We start from the raw sequence: 17,909 nt of genomic DNA on the forward strand, positions 1-17,909 counted from the left end.
GCGCGCAGACCTTGCCGGTGAGCAAGTGGCGCACCATATTCCGTTCGGCACGACCACGGGCCCGCCGGCGCAGCCCGATCCGGTGTCACCGGGTACGAATCCGATCTCCCGGCAAGCCGCAGGCACACGGCGCTCGGTCGATCACCCCGTCGACGTCCAACTCGATATCGCGACCCCGATACCTCCGGTCCCCGACGACCGTCAGGGTGGGCCGCCCCGAGACGGCGTTCACCTGCCATTCCTCGGGGTCGAGATGCAGCCCGGTTCCTTCCGGGCAGGACAGTCCGAGCGCAGGACCGAGCATTGCCATCTCCGCCGGTCGCAGCCCGGCCCCGCGGAGCGGTTCGAGCGCATCGCGCCGCGCCCAGATCACCGGCATATCGGCCAATTTCGCTGCCGCACCTTCATCGGCGAGCAGCGACTCGGCCGTCTCGCCGGGCAGTCCGAGAATCGCTTCGACGGGCAGCAGACTCAGCAGCGCCGCGACCCGCCGGGAGTCCCAGGCATAGGGTTCGGCGTTGCTGTACACGACACCGATTTCACGCATTGCATGCACCACCGGGCCGAGCCATGGGCTTTCGGAGTTGCGAACGGTCTGCACTGCGTGCTGCCCCGGACCGACGCCCCAGATGTCCAGTAGCCGCCGGGCCCACGCGGTATCGCGCTCGTATTCCGGCCAGCCGATCTCGAATGCGAGACTCCCGCCCGCGCGGGGGAAGTACCCGATACCCACCAAAGACGGATCCCGCCCGGCCATGGCTTTCGTCATCAATTCACGGCTCATGCCTTCACCACTCTTGGGAACTTGGCCACACTCGAACTGCGCGCCACCAGATCGTCGACCGGCACCAGCTCTATCTCCGGTTCGATGCCCACCTCCGCGGTGACCGCGCTACGCAGCCGCTGGCGCAGATCGTCGAGGTCCACTCCGCCGGCCGGCTGGTACCCGACGCGCAACCGCAGCTGATCGACCACCCGCGACTCACGAATGATCTGGAACATCCCGTCATGGGTCTCGTTCTGTGTTTCGATCGCTTTCCATACCTGGCCGACCACTACCGGCCGGCCCTGCACGATCGTCTCGTCGCCGAGCCGGCCGATGATCCACTGCCGCGCATGGGTACGACCGCAACCGCACCTCTCCTGATCGATCCGGACGAGGTCACCGCTGCGGTACCGGATGAGTGGGGCAGCATTGTTGTCCAGGTCGGTGGCGACGAGCTCGCCGACCGTACCCGCCGGAACAGCTCGGAGGCTGTCGGTTTCCAGGGTCTCGGCGACGACAAAGTCCTCCCACAGGTGGTAACCGTTGTGTTCCCGGCATTCCCACGCGGTTCCGGTATCACCGGCGCTGCTGTAGGTGAACAACTCGATACCCCACTCGTCGCGAACCTTTGCCGCCAGGGCAGCGCCGAGCGGCTGCCCCGCGAACGCGGCGCCTTTGAGCGACGAGAACGCTTCGCGAAGATCGTAGGCGTCCTCGAGCCGCTCGAATTCGAGAACCGTGGGCATCAGCAACTGCAGATAGCTCGGCCGGAAGCGGCGCAGGGCCGCAATGATCTCCGCACCCTGGCCCATCCAGCCGTCGAGGTAGATCGGGACGAGCCCCATCTGCTGATAGAACGTGTCGTAGAAACCGCGCATCGCGCCCGGCGGCACCAGGACCCGATCTCCGGGCCGGACCCCGAGCTCCCACAGATCGCGGCCCGAGCAGGCCGGCAGCGGCGGCGCCGTTTCCCAGATCTCGGGTACCAGTTCCGGCATTCCGGTCGTACCCGATGTGGTCATGATCGATGTCAGCCGGCTCGTCGGAACCTGCAGCAAACCGCCGAACGGATCGCCGGTCCGGTCCCGGTAGGCACGTACGTCGTCCTTGGTGAAAGTCGGCACCAACTCGAAGAAGTCGTCGAGGGAACGCACCCGAGCGGGATTCACACCTGCGGCGGACCAGAGCTCACGGTAGAACGGTGAGTTCTCGTACGCGGCAGGCACCAGCTCGAGCACCCGCCGCTCCTGCAACGCGCGCAATTGCTCGCGCGGCATCGTTTCGATGTCCGGCTGGAGAAACCGCCGGTTCGGATCGTCCGCACCCGCTACTAGCGGACTGGACCTGGTTGCGTCCACGTCGTCTTCCTTCGTAGGTCGAACATCAGCAAGAGATGTAGACCAGACCGTAGGACGAGACATGGCTCGCAATGACGGGAACACCGTTCTTTCCCGAACTTGCCCCACCGCACACCAAGACGCTTAATTAGTTATATACTTCCGGCGGCTCAGCGCTGGCGCTTGACCAGCCCACCTGCACTTATGCGCGATTTCAACATCAAATCCGCGGCCAACAAGTAAATGAGATATCTCTTTACTTGGGCAGCGGCGCCGCATCGGTGCCCGGCATCCACCCGAATGCTACGAAACCGGACGCCCGAGCTCACTCGGGCCAAAGTCCTCAAAGAAGTTCCCGAACTGCGCGAGACATCGGAACGCCATGACGCCGGTGGCATCGGATCGCACACGGACGGACCGAAGCTTCACCAAGATTCTCCCGGCATGATGGGTCACCGAAACCCGTACGTTGCGATGGGACGATCGCGCGGGGTCGCCCGCGGCCGTCATGACCCGCCGAGCAGGCAGCGAGCGTTGATCGGTTCAGCGGTGAGCAACTCGATTTCGGCGCAGCGCGCGCCTACCCGCCCTGAATTCCCGAAAGAAGACGAACGTCGGCGAATCAGCCCATCAGATCGAGCACTGTGGTGACATCCGGCCGCAGCAGATAGTCGCGTGCCTCGGTCAGATGCTTGCGCCAGACCTCCTCGGCACCGGTCTCCACGCCCGCCTCGATGAGATCGACGACCCGATGGTGTGCCTTGAGCCCCAGGCTCATACCGGTTTCCTCCGGTGTGGCGACTTTCGACTCCACCCAATCGATATTCGCCCGGTCGATGATGTGCTGGACCATACCGGTCAGCACCCGCAGCGTCTGGTTCCCGGTGAGCTCGACCAGCAGGGCATGAAACGCGGTGTGCGTCCTGATCGCGCGCAAAGGGGAATCGGCCGCCGCTTCGTGTTCGTCGAGCGCCGCACGCAACCGCTCGACATCGGCGTCGGTCCGGCGGGCAGCGAGCAGGCCGATGATGGGCGGTTCGATCAGGATCCGCGCCTCGTACACATCCGCCAGCGTGGTGCCGCGGAACTCGAGTACGAAGCCGGCATACCGCGCGGCCACATCGATATTCGGCACCTGGACACGAGCGCCGCCATGGGCACCGCGGCGAACAGTGATGAGAGATTCGGATTCGAGCACGCGGAAGGCTTCACGCAGTGTCGGACGGGAAACGTTGAACCGTTCGAGGAGTTCGGCCTCCGACGGCAGGGCAGCACCCTCCGCGAGGTCGCCGCGGACGATCTGCCGGCGCAACTGGTCGGCGATCAGTTCCGCGGTCTTCGGCAGGCGGGGCGGCTGGAGCCTCTCGGCGGATACCGTATCGAGCTGGACCACGGCCTTCCTCTCGGTTTCTCTCGCAGGTCGATTGCGCTCCGTCGCACGATCATCTAGTTACTCAACTGTACCCTATAGCAGGTCCGCATACCCTCGCCGGCCAGCGGGGCCGTGCGCGATCAGTGTGCGCCCGAGTATTCCCACCGACCAAATACGCAGGCTCCGTGGGTTTCCGGGCGTAGTCCTTGCCCGCCAGGTAACCTCCTTGCGATAATAACTTAATGATTTATCTATCTTATACCTTGGTGGGTCGCCGTGACAGCTGCTGATCGCAGCGGGTCCCCTGCGCCGCGCGGCCCGCTACAGGGAGTCAAGGTGATCGAGATCGCCGGCCTCGGTCCCGGCCCCTACGCCGCGATGCTCCTCGCCGATATGGGAGCCGATGTGGTGCGGGTGGACCGCCCGGGACCGGTGTCCGGGCAGCCGGAGCTCTACGCGCTGGCCCGCGGCCGCCGCTCGCTGGCGGTCGATATGAAGAAGGCCGAGGGCCTGGCGACGCTGCTGGATCTGGTCGACACCGCGGATATCCTCATCGAAGGTTTTCGGCCCGGTGTCGCCGAACGGCTCGGGTTCGGCCCGGACGTCTGCCACAGCCGCAACGCCCGGCTCGTCTACGCCCGGATGACAGGCTGGGGTCAGGACGGCCCCTTCAGCCGGATGGCCGGACACGACCTCAACTATCTCGGGCTCACCGGCGCCCTGACGCTCCTGCAGAGCTCCGCCGATTCCCCTCCCCCGTCACCCCCCGGATTCATCGCCGATTTCGGTGGCGGCGGACTGATGATGGCCTTCGGAATCGTCAGCGCACTGCACGAGGCTCAGCGTTCCGGTTCCGGCCAGGTCGTCGACGCGGCCATGGTGGACGGCGTCGCGTCACTGACGACGCTGATCTATTCGATGACGGCCCAGGGCCGCTGGAACATGGATCGGCCCGGCACCAATTTCTGTGATGGCGCCGCTCCCTACTACGCCGTCTACGAGACCGCGGACGGCAAGTACCTCGCGGTCGCGCCAATCGAACCACAGTTCTACGCGACCATGATCGAGCTGCTGGGCTTGACGCTCGACGAACTGCCCGATCGCGAGGATCCGGCCAACTGGGCCGAATTGAAGGAACTGCTCGCCGGAATCTTCCGCACGAAACCACGGGAGCACTGGACCGGCCTGTTCGACGGGACCGACGCGTGCGTCACCCCGGTACTCAACTTCGCCGAGGCAAGGCAGCATCCGCACAATGCGGCCAGGGGCACCTTCGTCGAGGAATTCGGTGTGGTGCAGCCGGCGCCGGCACCCCGCCTGGGCGGTACACCGGCGGCCATCACCCGACCGCCCGCTGTGCCGGGCGCCCATTCACGGGAGGTGCTGCTCGACTGGGGCCTGTCCGCTGAGCGGGTCGGCACGCTGATCGACTCGGGCGTGGTCACCGAACGACCGGCGTAATGCGTATCCAGCACAAAACGGGCGTGGCCCGGTCGCGGATATCCGCGACCGGGCCACGCCCGTCCCCCTCAGATGCCGAGGCGGTCGGCGAGTAACTGACGATGGAAGTCGGAACCGCCGAGCAGAGCCTGGGAGCTCTTCGCGCGCTTCAGATAGAGATGCGCCGGATGTTCCCAGGTGAACCCGATACCACCGTGGATCTGAATATTGTCCCCGGCGGCCTGCAGGTACGCGTCGACACAGTGCGCCTTGACCATCGGTGCCACCACGGGCACATCGACATGCCCGGTGGCGGCGGCCCAGAGCGCGTAGTAGACAGCGGACCGCGATGACTCCAGTTCGACCAGCATCGAGGCACACATATGTTTGATCGCTTGGAACGAGCCGATGGGACGGCCGAACTGCTCGCGCACCTTCGCATAATCCACGGCCATATCGAGTACTCGTCCGGTGCCCCCGAGGGAGTCGGCGGCCAACGCGATGGAGGTCAGGTCGAGCATCCGGGCGACCGCACCCTCCGCATCGGCGGACGCCAGCCGCTCGGCGGGCGTATCGGCGAAGGTCAGGCGGGCCAGTTTGCGGGTTTGATCCATCGTGGGCAGCGGCGTCCGCTCGAGCCCCGACGCGGCCGCGTCGACCGCGAAAACACCGAGCTCTTCGCCCGCCCGCGCCACAACCAGTATCAGATCGGCACCCGCGCCGTCGACGACATAAGACTTGTGGCCGTCGAGTCGCCAGCCGTCACCCGAGGATCGGGCGGCCAGGGCCACCGCGTCCGGTTGCCACGAGCCCGCCTCCTCGGCCAGCGCCACGGTGGCCACCAGGTCCCCGTTGGCGATCCCGGGCAACCACCGCGCGCAGGCAGCCTCGTCTCCGAGTGCCATCAGCAGTTGCGGGGCCATCACACCGGAAGCCAGGAATGGAGACACCGTCAGCGCCCGGCCGAGTTCCTCGAGCACGATGCCGAGCTCGACGAAGGTGAACCCGGCGCCGCCGTATTCCTCCGGAACAGCGATGCCCTGGAGACCGATCTCCGTACCCATCTGCTTCCACAGCTGACGGTCGAAGCCGGCGGGCTCGGCCATCCGCTCGCGGACGGCGTCCTCGGCGGCGCGTTCGGTCAGGAACTCCCGCACTACGTCCTGCAGTGTGGTCTGTTCGTCGTTGAGTGCGAATTCCACCGCGACTCACCCCTTCCGAGCGGCGAACTTCTCCGGCACCGCTCGGTACTCGGAGGTGTCGTGGGACTGGCTTTCGGCGGCCAAGCCGTAACCGAGCATCGACACCGAGGCCTGGCGCAGGTGCTGGTTGAGGACCATCTTGGTGTCCTGCACCGCCTGCGCGGGCAACTCCGCGAGCTGGCGGGCGCTGGCCATCGCCTTGTCGAACACCTGGTCGGCGGGGTCGGCGTAGGTTGCCAGACCCAATTCCACGGCCACGGCCGCGGGGATGCGTTCGCCGGTGAGCAGATAGCGCTTCGCCCGCAGCAGGCCGATGCTCAGCGGCATCGCCACCGCTCCGCCGTCACCGGCCACCAGGGCGACCTGCACATGCGGATCGGCCAAGTAGGTCGAGTCGGAGATGTGCACGATATCGCAGGCAGATGCCAGCGTGCAGCCCAATCCCACGGCGGGGCCGTTCACCGCCGCCACGACGGGCAGGTGGACGTTGAGCAGGTCCTCGAAGATCTGCCGGCCCTCGCGCAACCGGGACCGGCGCAGAGCGAGATCATCTGCCAGGACCGCGAAGTCCTCGATATCGCCGCCCGCGCTGAAAGCGCGACCGGCTCCGGTCAGCACGATCGCGCGTGCGCCGGGATCGGCACAGACTTCACGCAGCGCCGCCAGCAGCGCCAAGTGCATATCCGAACTGAACGCGTTGCGCGCGTCCGGACGGTTGAGCGTGATCACCCTGACGGGTCCGTCCGCGGAGACGAGTACGGGCTCGTCTGTCATGTTCACACTCCTCGTGCGAGTAGGTGCAGAATTCGGTTCCCCACGCCCCGTAGCCGGTGGCGTTGACGAGCCGAACAGTAGAAAGATAAAACTATTTATACCGACTGTTGCTCGAGTTGTCACACCCGCCCGGCGACGTGCAACCACGAGTACGACACGGGGACCGCCCGACCGGCCGGCCGAATCGGAAAGAGGTAACGAACCATGGCACCGAAGGCACTCGAGGGAGTCAGGGTGTTGGATCTCAGCAGGATCCTCGCCGCACCGTTCGCGACGCAGCAGTTGGCCGACCTCGGTGCCGACGTGATCAAGGTCGAGCAACCGGGCCGCGGCGACGACGCGCGGGAATACGGCCCGCCTTTCCTCGGCGACCGCGCCGAGAGCGGGATGGCGGCCTTCTTCCTCAGCTGCAATCGCAACAAGCGGTCGGTGACGGTGGATTTCAAGACCGCCCGCGGGCAGGAGATCGTGCGCGAGCTGATGTCGTGTTCCGATGTCGTGGTGGAATATTTCCGGCCCGGTGTACTCGACAAGTACGGCCTGGGCTGGGACGACGTCCACACCGAGTTCCCGCATGTGGTGATGTGTTCGGTGACCGGCTTCGGCCAGGACGGCCCCTACCGCGCGCGGCCCGGCTACGACGGCATCTTCCAGGCGGTCAGCGGAATGATGAGCGTATCCGGGATACCCGAGGGGCAACCCGGCGCCGGGCCGATGAAATCCGGGCTGTCGCTGGTGGACATCCTCACCGGCCTCTACACGACCTCGGCGATCCTGGCCGGCCTGCGCTACCGCGACCGCACCGGGGAGGGACAGCATCTCGACGTCTCACTGCTCGACTGCGGTATCGCGAGCCTGTCGCACTACGCGGAGAACTACCTGGTATCGGGAACGGTGCCGGAACGCCGCGGCAACGGTGGCTTCGGCGGAATCCCGTCCCAGGCGTTCACCTGCGCAGACGACCGGATGATCTTCCTGGTGGCCTCCTCCAACGACCAGTTCGCCCGCGCCTGCGGCGCCCTCAGGCAACCGGAGCTCGCCCGGGATCCCCGTTTCGATTCGATCGCCGCACGCATCGGCCACCGGCTCGAACTGCTGGAGATCCTGGAGAAGATCTTCCGGAGCAAACCCGCCGCGCACTGGCTCACCGAACTCGAGGCCGTCGATGTCCCGGTGGGGCCGGTCAACGATATCGCCGGGGCACTGGCCGACCCGCACGTCCGCTCCCGCGAGCTGCAGATCACCATGCAGCATCCGCAGGAGGGGCCGATTCCCGGACTGCGGTATCCGATCAGGATGTCGGGCACCCCGGTCGCGGACTACACGGCACCGCCCGCGCTGGGCGCCGACCGAGACGCGGTGCTATGCGATCTTCTCGGCTACGACGCCGAAAAGATCGCCGACCTGGCCGCAGCCGGAGTGATCTGACGGTATCGGGTCCGTGCCCGGCTCAGGCTGTGTTGGATTTGCCTGAGCGTGGGCGCCTGCGTGGTGACGCTCCGCTACCACCTCTGGCGCTGACACGCTCAGGCGGTGTGGGATCAGCCTCGAGCGCTCGCGCTGCGTGGTGGCGCAAGCTGCCTCCTCCGGCGCACTGACCGCGCTCAGGCCGTGCGGGATGGGCCTGAGCGCCGGCGCCTACGTGGTTACGCTCCGCTACCGCCTCCAGCGCTGACCGCGCTCAGGCTGTGCCCGATCAGCCTGAGCGCTCGCGCCTACGTGGTTACGCTTCGCTACCGTCTCCGGCGCCGACCGCACTCAGGCCGGGCGCGGCTCCCGGGGCAGGCCGAGAGTGCGCTCGGCGAGCACGTTCAGCTGAATCTGCGTGGTGCCGCCGAAGATCGACTCCGAGCGGCTGCCCAGGAACACCTGCTGCAACCGGTTGAGCTCATACTCGTCACCGACGAGTTCGGCGGCGACGTCGAGCGCACGCACGGCGGTCTCCCCCATGCGGATGTGGGAGTTGCTCGCGAAGACCTTGCTCAAGGACGCCTGCACCGTGGCGTCGATACCGCGGCCCTTGATGGCCGTCATCAGCCGCCGCCCGTTCCATTCCATGATGCGGGCCTCGGTCCAAGCCCGGACGAGGTCGCGGCGCAGCGCACCGCTGGGGGTGCGACTGTGCGAGCGGGCCGCTTCGATCATCGCGTCGACTTCGTGCTGAATCCGCAGATGGTCGCCGAGCAGTGTGGTGCCGCGCTCGGTGCCGAGGGCGCCCATAGCCACGCCCCAACCCTGATTCACCGCACCGACGACGAGGTCGGCGGACGTGACGGCCCCGTTGAAGAACACCTCGCAGAAGTCGTCGCCACCCAGCATGTTGCGGATCGGCCTGATCTCGACACCCGGCTGGTCGGCGGGGACGAGAAGCATGGAGATACCGCGGTGGCGCGGGGCGTCCGGATCGGTCCGGCACAGCACGTAGAGCCAATCGGCGGATCCGCCGTGCGACGTCCAGACCTTCTGGCCATCGATGACCCATCGGTCACCGTCGAGCCGGGCCCGGGTGCGCAATCCGGCGAGATCGGAGCCGTTGCCCGGTTCGCTGAACCCCTGGCCCCACAGCTCCTCCACCCGGGTGATCGGCGGCAGGAAGCGGGTCTTCTGTTCCGGGGTGCCGAACGCGAGCAAGGTCGGACCGAAGAGGTCCTGCCCCTGCGTGGTGGCCCGGAAGGGCGGATCGGCGCGCGCGTATTCGAGCTGGTAGATGAGCTGCTCGTCGACGGAGGCATTACGTCCGCCGTATTCCTCGGGCCAGCCCATGCACAACCAGCCGCCGGCGGCGAGTTCCCGATCCCAGGCCAGCCGCACGTCGAACGCTTCGGCGTCCCATGAGACGCCGACGCCGCGGTGCCGGGCGAACTCGCCGACGACATGCTCGTCGAACCAGGTGCGCACCTCCTGCTGGAAGTCCGCGAGTTCCGGGGTGAGTGACAAATCCACTGTGACGGTCCTCCAGTCGGTGGGTGAGCGATCTACAGTCGCTCGATGATCGTGCCGGTGCCCATTCCGCCGCCCACGCACATCGTGACCAGCGCATAGCGCCCGCCGGTGCGTTCCAGCTCGTTCAGCGCCTTGGTCAGCAGTACGCCCCCGGTGGCCCCGAGCGGATGGCCGAGCGCGATGGCTCCGCCGTTGATGTTCACGCGGCTCATATCGGCTTTGGTCTCATGCGCCCAGGCCAGTACCACCGACGCGAACGCCTCGTTGATCTCGATGACGTCCATATCCTCAAGGGTGAATCCGGTGCGTTCCAGTAGCGCCTGGGTGGCGGGGATCGGCCCCGTCAGCATCATCACCGGGTCGTTGCCGACCAGCAGGGTATCGACCACCCGGGCCCGGGGACGCACGCCCAACTCTTCGGCGCGTGACCCGGTCATGAGCAGCAGCGCGGACGCTCCGTCGGAGATCTGCGACGACGTCCCGGCCGTGTGCCGGGCACCGGGCCGGTCCGGCAGATTGAGTCGCAGTCCGGCGAGGGTTTCCGCGGTGGTCGGCCGTGGGCCCTCGTCCACCGAGATGGTCCGCGTTCCGGTCACCGCACCGGTCTCGTCTACCACCGGTGCCGACACAGGGACGATCTGCCCCGCGAACCGCTGCTCGGCGATCGCGCGCGCGGCCCGTTCCTGCGAGGTCACGGCGAACTGTTCCAGCTGGGACCGGGACAGGTCCCATTTCTCGGCGATTCGCTCGGCGGCCTCGAACTGGGTGGTGATCTCGTAGTGCTGTTCGTAACGCTCGGTCTTGGAACGACCCAGTTCCGGCAGCACGGACGCGGTCATCGACACCTGGTTCATCGACTCCACCCCACCGGCGACCGCGACATCGGTGACACCGCCGGCGACGAGCCCGTAGGCCAGCGTGAACGCCTGCTGCGAAGAGCCGCACTGGGTGTGCACGGTGAACGCCGCGGTCCGCTCGTCCAGGCCCGCGGCCAGCCAGGCGCTGCGGGTCACGTTGCCGGACTGCTGGCCGACCTGGCTCACACAGCCACCGGCCACCTGGCCGACGACCGCCGAATCGATCCCGGCCCGTTCCACTGTCGCCGCGAGAATATCGCTGAACAGGTCGGGTGCCGGGTAATGGGCGAGACCGCCACGTTTCTTACCCACCGCGGAGCGGGCGGCTTCGACGATCACCACGTCGGACATATCTCTCCTCATGAGCTGGTGGTCACAGGTAGTAGCGGCCGAGCGATTCGACGACCAGCGCCGGCTTCTCGCCACCCGCGATCTCGATCTCGGTCTGCACGGTGAGCTGCACGGCCGGACCGTGCTCGGTGACGTCGACGAGCGTCGATCCGGCGCGGACCTGTGCGCCCACCTTCACCGGCGAAACGAAACGCAGTTTGTTGACGCCGTAGTTGATCGCCATCTTCGCCTGCACCCGGTAGATCTGACCGGTCAGAACGGGCAGCAGGGAGGCGGTGAGCCAGCCGTGCGCGATCGTGGTCCCGAACGGGCCCTCGGCGGCGCGCTTAGCGTCGACGTGAATCCACTGCAGATCCCCGGTGGCGTCGGCGAACTGGTCGATCCGCGACTGTTCGATCGTCAACCACGCACTGTGCCCCAGGTGTTTGCCCACCGAGTCCCGGATCTGCTCGAGATCGGTGAAGACCACCGGTCCGTTCGCGTCGTCGATGTTGTGACCGGTCACGAATAACTTCCTCTCACCGAAGGCTCCGCAAACGGGTGCGGACACCACCACAGTATTACTATTATCTACCTGATCGAACTATAAAGACTCTCGAGGTGAGAGAACAACAGGGTGCTCGGGCGGTCGGCCGCGACAGTAGAGCACCAGCCATCCGGTCTATCGAAGGAAGTTTCCATGGGCGAGCGATACGCCGATTTCCCCAGCCTGAGGCTCGAGCTGGGCAAGCACGGGGTGATGCACCTCATCCTGGAGGGCCCCGCACTCAACTCGGTGAGCCCGCAGATGCACCGCGATCTCGCCGATGTCTGGCCTGTCCTCGGGCAGGACCCGGAGGTACGTTCGGTCCTGGTCTACGGCGCCGGGAAGGCCTTCTCCTCGGGTGGCAATTTCGACCATATCGAGCAGATGACCAACGACTACGAAACCCGCCTGCAGACCATGCGCGAGGCGCGTGACCTCGTGCTGAACCTCGTCGCGTTCGACAAGCCGGTCGTTTCCGGCATTCGCGGCCCCGCCGTCGGCGCGGGCCTGGTGGTCGGCATGCTGGCTGATGTTTCGGTGGCCGGCAAGAAGGCCAAGATCATCGACGGACACACCCGGCTCGGCGTCGCCGCGGGCGATCACGCCGCCATCTGCTGGCCGCTGATGATGGGCATGGCCAAGGCCAAGTACTACCTGCTCACCTGCGATCCGCTCGACGGCGAGGAGGCCGAGCGCATCGGCCTGGTCTCGCTCTGCGTGGACGACGACGAGGTGATCGCCAAAGCCGAGGACATCGCGACCCGGCTGGCCCAGGGCGCACCCACCGCGATCCAGTGGACCAAGCACAGCCTCAACCATTGGTACCGCTCGGCGATCCCCGCGTTCGAGGCCTCCCTCGGTATGGAGTTCATCGGATTCGGCGGCCCCGAGGTACGCGAAGGCCTGGCCTCGCACCGCGAGAAGCGAGCGCCGCAGTTCGTGACCGAACCGGCGCCGGAGGAGAACTGATATGGGAACCACCAAAGTCGCGCTCGTGACCGGGGCGTGCGGCGGGATCGGCGGCGCCATCGCCCGCCACCTGGCCGAGGCGGGATATTCGATCGCGGCCGGTGATCTGGATGCCGCGGCCGCGGCCGAACTGGCGGCGTCGCTGCCCACGCGCAGCATCGGGGTCGGTGTGGATATCACCGACAGCTCCGCTGTCGCGGCCGCGGTCGCGACGGTGGAATCGGACCTCGGCCCGATCGACGTCCTGGTGAACAACGCGGGCATCGACAAGATCGAGCCCTTCGTCCAGTCCACCGAGGACACCTGGAAGAAGATCGTCTCGGTCAACTATCTGGGCACCGTCACCGTGACTCGCGCCGTTCTCGACGGGATGATCGAGCGCAAATCCGGGCGTATCGTCAACATTTCCTCCGACGCCGGCCGGGTCGGGTCCTCCGGCGAGGTCGTCTATTCGGGCACGAAGGGCGCGGTCATCGCCTTCGGCAAGGCGCTGGCCCGCGAGGTGGCCACCAAGGGCATCACCGTCAACACCGTCTGCCCCGGCCCGACCGACACCGCGCTACTCCAGCAGGTTGCCGACTACAGCGAGAAGATGTTCGAGGCCACGCGCCGCGCCGTACCGATGAAGCGAATCGGGCAGCCCGACGATGTCGCACCGGCCGTCGTGTTCTTCGCGAGCGAGGGCGCCACCTATATCACCGGCCAGACGCTGTCCGTCAGCGGCGGCCTCACGATGGCATGACCGCGGCGACCAGCGTCACGGTCGTGCGTGACGGCAGCGTAGCGACCCTGATCCTCGACGGGGCCGCGCGGCTCAACCCGATCGGCACCGCGACCTGCACCGCGCTCGCCTCGGCGGTCTGCGAACTGGAGGGCGACCGCCGCGTCCGAGCAGTCGTCGTACACGGTGCCGGGCGCACGTTCTCGGCCGGCGCCGATATCGACGAGATCGCCGGATTCGATCACCGCGACAAGTTCGAGCAATTCATTCACACGTTCACCGACGCGCTCGAGCTGATCGAAGCGAGCCCGCTGCCCTTCGTCGCCGCGATCGACGGCGCGGCGATGGGCGGCGGCCTCGAGCTCGCGCTGGCCTGCGACCTGCGGGTGGTGTACGCCGCCGGGAAACTCGCGCTGCCGGAGGCGAAACTCGGTGTGCTGCCGGGCGCGGGGGGTACCCAGCGCCTGCCCCGGCTCCTCCCGCGCGGGATCGCCACGGAGATGATCATGCTCGGCCGGACCCTCACCGGAGCCCGCGCGTACGAACTCGGACTGGCGAACCATCTCAGCGACTCACCGGAATCGGTGCTCTCCGACGCACGGGCACTCGCCGAGGAGCTCGTCGCCGGCGCGGCCCTGGTCCCGCAGATGACCAAAACGCTGCTGCGCGAGACAGCTACCTGCACCGTCGCCGACGGTATCGTCCGGGAACGGGCCGTGGCCACCGATCTGCACGACAGCGCGGACGGCCGCGAGGGATTCCGCGCATTCGTCGAGAAGCGGGCGCCCCGATTCGAGGTGGAGCGGCGATGAATATCGACTACCCTCCCGAGGCCGAGACCCTGCGCGCGGAAGTCCGCGAGTTCCTCGCCCGGGAGCTCCCCGACGGTTGGGCCGGTCTGGGAACGCTCGACAGCGACGAAGCCCGCAAATTCACGGCCTGGTGGCGTGGACGGCTCGCCGAGACGGGATACATCGCGCCCAGCTGGCCGACCGAGTACGGCGGGGCCGGGTTGAGCAAGCTCGGCCAGGTCGTTCTGGCCGAGGAATTCGCGAAGGCCGGTGTCCCGCCCTACGGGCTCAACGACAATTTCTCGATCAAGATGATCGGCAACCTGCTGCTGCGCTTCGGCACCGAGGAGCAGAAGCAACATTTCCTGCCACGGATCGTGCACGGGGACGATACGTGGTGCCAGGGCTTTTCCGAACCGGGCGCCGGATCCGATCTGGCCGGCCTGCGCACCCGGGCACATCTCGTCGACGGCGAATGGATCATCGACGGGCAGAAGATCTGGACCTCGGACGCACGCACCGCGAACTGGATCTTCCTGCTCGTGCGGACCGATCCCGACGCGACCCGGCACCGCGGCATCACCATGCTGCTGGTCCCGATGGACCAGCCCGGTATCACGATCCGGCCGATCACCATGATGACGGGCGGCAGCAATTTCAACGAGGTGTTCTTCGACGGCGCCCGCACGGCGGCGGCGAACGTCGTGATCGGCCCCGAGCAGGGCTGGCAGGCCGCCATGGCACTGCTGGGCCTCGAGCGGGGCGACGAGGTCGCCACCAACCCGATCTTCTTCCGTGCCGAAGTCGACCGGCTGATCGATCTGGCCCGCGAACGTGGTCTCGCCGAAGACCAACTGGTCCGTGACCAGCTGGTGCGCGCCTACACCCGGGTGGAGATCATGCGTTATCTCGGGCTGCGGACCCTCACCGGCTGGCTCAAAGGCGAGGTCCCCGGCCGTGACGCCTCCATCTCGAAGCTCTACTGGAGCGAACATCACCGCGAGACCACGGACCTCGCGGTCGGCCTGCTCGGGGCAGACGCGCTCGCGCCGACCGGCCGCTCACCGATCCGGCACTATCGGGCGGACGATCCCGGCGCGCCGAATTCGTCGGCCTCCTGGACCGAGACCTGGATGGCGGCGATCTCCGGCACCATCTATGCCGGCACCTCGCAGGTACAGCGCAACATCCTCGCCGAGTCGGTACTCGGCCTGCCCAGAGAACCCCGCCCGCAATGATTCCCCTTCGGTGCGTCGCGCGCGACCGTGCCGAAAACGCCAGGAGGCAACCATGAGCGATTCCACCCCCCAGGCCCCGATCGTGCTCCGCGAGGACACCGACGGCGTCGCGATCCTGAGCTTCAACCGGCCAGACCGCAACAACTCGTGGTCGGTTCCCATGGAGCTGGAGTACTACCGGCTACTGCGCGAATGCGCTGACGATCCCGCGGTCCGGGTAATCGTGGTCACCGGCGCCGGCCGCAGTTTCTGCCCGGGAATGGATACCTCGGCGCTCGCGGACCAGGTCGCCGACCCCACCCTGACCACAGAGCCGCACAAACGGGCTCCGATCACCACCCCGCGCTCCATCCGTAAGCCGATCATCGCGGCCATCAACGGTGCGTGCGCCGGTATCGGCCTCATCGCCGCGATGAACTGCGATATCCGCTTCCTGTCGTCCAAAGCGAAGGTGACCTGCGCTTTCTCGCAGCGCGGAATCATGGCCGAGCACGGTCTGGCCTTCACCCTGCCTCGCGAGATCGGCACGTCCCGGGCCCTGGATCTGCTGTTCTCCTCGCGCATCGTGATGGGGCAGGAAGCGCTCGACCTCGGTCTGGTCGACCGGGTCTACGAGCCCGAGGAGCTGATGCCCCGCACTCTCGAATACGCGCGCGGACTGGCCGCCAACAGCTCTCCGGTGGCGATGGGCGTGATCAAGCAGCAGGTCTACGAGGCATTGGAGACCACGCACGAGGAAGCGCGCACCATGGCGATCCGCTGGTGGTACGACACGCTGCGAAACCACCACGACTTCAAGGAAGGTGTCACCTCCTACCTGGAGAAGCGCCCGCCCGCCTTCGCGCCGTGGGATCCGGCCACGTCGACAGTGCCGGCCCCGTTGCCCGAAGACTGAATCACAACGCATCGAAGAAATAGCCATGAGCGAGCGCAGGGCAGGGTCGCCCTGGTGACCGGTGCCGCGCCGAGGCGGTGCCGCTCACCGAGGAAGGAGACGACGTCTACTCTGCGACGTCTGCGACCCTCCCCTGCCGAGCTGGAATATCCGGCGGCCACCTCGGCCGATGCGACCGAGGCGATCCGTCACGCCGAGCGGCGGAGTAAGGCTCCCTGCATTGACAGCAGAATAGATAAATGATTAATCTCATATTGAGCTGGAGCTGCTCGCCTTTCTCAGGTTCTGCGAGGTGCCCGCTGCCGACGAAGCGGCACATCATCTGCGCGACGATTTCGCGTAGCGAACCATCGATCACACACGGTTATCGTTCGCGGCGAGCAGTTGCTGGCGATCGTGTAGCTGTATCAGGAGGAGCCGATGACCGATCGCACCCGCCGCTGGCTGATCTCAGGGGTATCCTCCGGATTGGGACGCGCATTACTCGAGAAGCTCGCTGCCGACGGCGAGCAGGTTATCGGAACAGTGCGCAAGACCGCCGACCGAGACCGGCTCGCGGAGTTGGGCTCCGGGGTCATCCCTGTGCAAATCGATCTCACCGACAGTGCCGATAACGTCACAGCAGCGGTACAGCAGGCGATCGAGCAGCTCGGCGGCCTGGATATCCTCGTCAATTGTGCAGGTTACGGGCTGATCGGGGCTGTCGAGGAGACAACGGAGGACGAGGCGCGTCATCAGCTCGAAACCAATTTCTGGGGTCCATGGAAACTGACGCGCGCGGCGCTTCCGTTCCTGCGCGCCTCCTCGGCCGCGCATATCGTCAACGTATCGTCGATCGCCGGTTTCAGCGGTGCGCCGGCCATGGGGTTATACGATGCGTCGAAGTTCGCGCTCGAGGGTATGAGTGAGGCATTACGGCTGGAACTCGAACCGCTCGGGGTACGCGTGACCATCGTCGAGCCGGGCGGTTTCCGGACGAATTGGGCAGGCCCCGGTCTCGTCATGTCCGAGAACGAAATTCCGGAATACGCGCCCTCGACCGAGTGGATCCGAAAGCGGCTGCGCTCGCAGAGCGGATCGCAGCCCGGCGATCCGGAACGCGCTGCGGCGGTGATTGTCACGCTGATCGACTCCCCGAAACCGCCGCTGCGTTTACCGCTGGGCAGCGATGCGGCCAAGGCGCTTCGCGCAAAGAGCACCTCGATCCTCAGCGAATTGGACGAGTGGTCGGCGGTGTCGGCCAGTACAGATTTCCCTGTCGAAGAACAAGGTCCGACGTCGAATTCCGGCCGAATCGCGAGTACACCGCGCCCATAGCGACCCCGTGGTCCGACCCGCAGAATTCGGCCTCGACGAGTGAATAACGCGACTGCCGACCACTTCAGCCGGTTCGACGACCGATGCCGAACCGCCGAAACCGTCCAGTGTTCTATGTTTAGGAGAGAATATGGTGACTTCGTCCGCCTCGACCGGGAAGAACAAGGTTTTTCCACCGCGCGGGAACTTCGGTGGCCACGCCCTTGTCTCACCGTTCGAACCCGATGCAGCCTCGATGGATTCCGACGAACCACTGTTCGGTATGCCGCCCGAGGCGCTCTATCTATGGGGCACACTGCGCGACGAGGAGGGGGATCTCCACACCATCATGCGGCGAATCCCCCACTCGCAGCCCGCGACCACCCGGCGAAGCCTGGTAGTCCAGACCACTATGGGCGGCGCCTCCGACC

At 66.5% G+C, this 17,909-nt stretch carries 16 protein-coding genes and 1 pseudogene; 9 read left to right on the plus strand and 8 right to left on the minus strand.

Going from position 1 to position 17,909, the window contains the following annotated elements:
* Positions 1–85 precede the first annotated feature (85 nt).
* The 3 genes from NFL01S_RS31975 to NFL01S_RS31985 all read right to left on the minus strand — a co-directional run bounded on the left by NFL01S_RS31975 (position 86) and on the right by NFL01S_RS31985 (position 3,496).
* A complete protein-coding gene (locus tag NFL01S_RS31975; RefSeq protein WP_062980063.1) occupies positions 86–784 on the minus strand; it encodes a hypothetical protein in 699 nt (232 codons plus the stop codon).
* Complete coding sequence (locus NFL01S_RS31980; RefSeq protein WP_062980064.1) at positions 781–2,124, minus strand: phenylacetate--CoA ligase family protein; 1,344 nt, start codon at positions 2,122–2,124, stop codon at positions 781–783. The genes NFL01S_RS31975 and NFL01S_RS31980 overlap by 4 nt, the downstream gene beginning before the upstream one ends.
* Positions 2,125–2,725: 601 nt before the next feature.
* Positions 2,726–3,496, minus strand: coding sequence for a FadR/GntR family transcriptional regulator (locus NFL01S_RS31985; RefSeq protein ID WP_062980065.1), 771 nt, complete (start codon positions 3,494–3,496; stop codon positions 2,726–2,728).
* Positions 3,497–3,751: 255 nt separating this feature from the next.
* Here NFL01S_RS31985 and NFL01S_RS31990 point away from each other — a divergent pair, with 255 nt between their 5' ends.
* Entirely contained in the window at positions 3,752–4,936 is a 1,185-nt protein-coding gene (locus NFL01S_RS31990) for a CaiB/BaiF CoA transferase family protein (protein WP_062980066.1), read from the plus strand.
* A gap of 68 nt (positions 4,937–5,004) precedes the next feature.
* On the opposite strand, the gene NFL01S_RS31995 is transcribed toward NFL01S_RS31990, so the two are convergent.
* Positions 5,005–6,117, minus strand: a complete 1,113-nt coding sequence (locus NFL01S_RS31995; protein ID WP_062980067.1) for an acyl-CoA dehydrogenase family protein — start codon at positions 6,115–6,117, stop codon at positions 5,005–5,007.
* Positions 6,118–6,123: 6 nt separating this feature from the next.
* Positions 6,124–6,891 (minus strand): enoyl-CoA hydratase/isomerase family protein, encoded by a 768-nt coding sequence (locus tag NFL01S_RS32000; protein ID WP_062980068.1) that lies wholly within the window; start codon positions 6,889–6,891, stop codon positions 6,124–6,126.
* Between the two features lie 204 nt (positions 6,892–7,095).
* Between NFL01S_RS32000 and NFL01S_RS32005 the strand changes: the two genes are divergently transcribed.
* A complete protein-coding gene (locus NFL01S_RS32005) occupies positions 7,096–8,319 on the plus strand; it encodes a CaiB/BaiF CoA transferase family protein (RefSeq protein ID WP_062980069.1) in 1,224 nt (407 codons plus the stop codon).
* Positions 8,320–8,649: 330 nt separating this feature from the next.
* Here the strand turns inward: NFL01S_RS32005 and NFL01S_RS32010 are convergent, their stop codons facing one another.
* Genes NFL01S_RS32010 through NFL01S_RS32020 form a run of 3 tightly spaced genes read right to left on the minus strand, consistent with a single transcriptional unit; the run spans position 8,650 to position 11,511 of the window.
* Complete coding sequence (locus NFL01S_RS32010; RefSeq protein WP_062980070.1) at positions 8,650–9,834, minus strand: acyl-CoA dehydrogenase family protein; 1,185 nt, start codon at positions 9,832–9,834, stop codon at positions 8,650–8,652.
* A 32-nt stretch (positions 9,835–9,866) separates the two neighbouring features.
* Positions 9,867–11,042: an acetyl-CoA C-acyltransferase gene (locus tag NFL01S_RS32015; protein WP_062980071.1), complete on the minus strand. Its 1,176-nt coding sequence runs from the start codon at positions 11,040–11,042 to the stop codon at positions 9,867–9,869.
* A gap of 22 nt (positions 11,043–11,064) precedes the next feature.
* The gene (locus NFL01S_RS32020) at positions 11,065–11,511 is read right to left on the minus strand and encodes a MaoC family dehydratase (protein ID WP_218019651.1); all 447 of its coding nucleotides are present in this window, start codon (positions 11,509–11,511) and stop codon (positions 11,065–11,067) included.
* Positions 11,512–11,721: 210 nt separating this feature from the next.
* Here NFL01S_RS32020 and NFL01S_RS32025 point away from each other — a divergent pair, with 210 nt between their 5' ends.
* From NFL01S_RS32025 to NFL01S_RS32055, 7 genes and pseudogenes are all read left to right on the plus strand, one after another.
* Positions 11,722–12,537 carry an enoyl-CoA hydratase/isomerase family protein gene (locus NFL01S_RS32025; protein WP_062980072.1) on the plus strand — a complete coding sequence of 272 codons (816 nt, stop codon included), beginning with the start codon at positions 11,722–11,724 and terminating at the stop codon, positions 12,535–12,537.
* A gap of 1 nt (position 12,538) precedes the next feature.
* A complete protein-coding gene (locus NFL01S_RS32030) occupies positions 12,539–13,279 on the plus strand; it encodes an SDR family NAD(P)-dependent oxidoreductase (RefSeq protein ID WP_062980073.1) in 741 nt (246 codons plus the stop codon).
* Positions 13,276–14,070: an enoyl-CoA hydratase/isomerase family protein gene (locus NFL01S_RS32035; RefSeq protein ID WP_062980074.1), complete on the plus strand. Its 795-nt coding sequence runs from the start codon at positions 13,276–13,278 to the stop codon at positions 14,068–14,070. Before NFL01S_RS32030 ends, NFL01S_RS32035 begins: the two co-directional genes overlap by 4 nt.
* Positions 14,067–15,287: an acyl-CoA dehydrogenase family protein gene (locus tag NFL01S_RS32040; RefSeq protein ID WP_062980075.1), complete on the plus strand. Its 1,221-nt coding sequence runs from the start codon at positions 14,067–14,069 to the stop codon at positions 15,285–15,287. Before NFL01S_RS32035 ends, NFL01S_RS32040 begins: the two co-directional genes overlap by 4 nt.
* 52 nt (positions 15,288–15,339) lie before the next feature.
* A complete protein-coding gene (locus NFL01S_RS32045; protein ID WP_062980076.1) occupies positions 15,340–16,182 on the plus strand; it encodes an enoyl-CoA hydratase-related protein in 843 nt (280 codons plus the stop codon).
* 420 nt (positions 16,183–16,602) lie between these two features.
* Positions 16,603–17,499 (plus strand): oxidoreductase, encoded by an 897-nt coding sequence (locus NFL01S_RS32050; RefSeq protein WP_063916115.1) that lies wholly within the window; start codon positions 16,603–16,605, stop codon positions 17,497–17,499.
* A 130-nt stretch (positions 17,500–17,629) separates the two neighbouring features.
* Positions 17,630–17,909: pseudogene (locus NFL01S_RS32055) on the plus strand (hypothetical protein); the annotation flags it as partial.

Origin of the sequence: Nocardia flavorosea NBRC 108225 (genome assembly GCF_001613385.1) — a bacterium.
Classification (GTDB): domain Bacteria; phylum Actinomycetota; class Actinomycetes; order Mycobacteriales; family Mycobacteriaceae; genus Nocardia; species Nocardia flavorosea.

Bases quoted from the DNA above. Each gene is read 5' to 3' on its own strand.
- NFL01S_RS32025 (WP_062980072.1), top strand. From the start codon at position 11,722: ATGGGCGAGCGATACGCCGATTTCCCCAGCCTGAGGCTCGAGCTGGGC.
- NFL01S_RS32045 (WP_062980076.1), top strand. From the start codon at position 15,340: ATGAGCGATTCCACCCCCCAGGCCCCGATCGTGCTCCGCGAGGACACC.
- NFL01S_RS32040 (WP_062980075.1), top strand. From the start codon at position 14,067: ATGAATATCGACTACCCTCCCGAGGCCGAGACCCTGCGCGCGGAAGTC.
- NFL01S_RS32035 (WP_062980074.1), top strand. From the start codon at position 13,276: ATGACCGCGGCGACCAGCGTCACGGTCGTGCGTGACGGCAGCGTAGCG.
- NFL01S_RS31975 (WP_062980063.1), bottom strand. From the start codon at position 784: ATGAGCCGTGAATTGATGACGAAAGCCATGGCCGGGCGGGATCCGTCT.
- NFL01S_RS32050 (WP_063916115.1), top strand. From the start codon at position 16,603: ATGACCGATCGCACCCGCCGCTGGCTGATCTCAGGGGTATCCTCCGGA.
- NFL01S_RS32030 (WP_062980073.1), top strand. From the start codon at position 12,539: ATGGGAACCACCAAAGTCGCGCTCGTGACCGGGGCGTGCGGCGGGATC.
- NFL01S_RS32005 (WP_062980069.1), top strand. From the start codon at position 7,096: ATGGCACCGAAGGCACTCGAGGGAGTCAGGGTGTTGGATCTCAGCAGG.
- NFL01S_RS32015 (WP_062980071.1), bottom strand. From the start codon at position 11,042: ATGTCCGACGTGGTGATCGTCGAAGCCGCCCGCTCCGCGGTGGGTAAG.
- NFL01S_RS32000 (WP_062980068.1), bottom strand. From the start codon at position 6,891: ATGACAGACGAGCCCGTACTCGTCTCCGCGGACGGACCCGTCAGGGTG.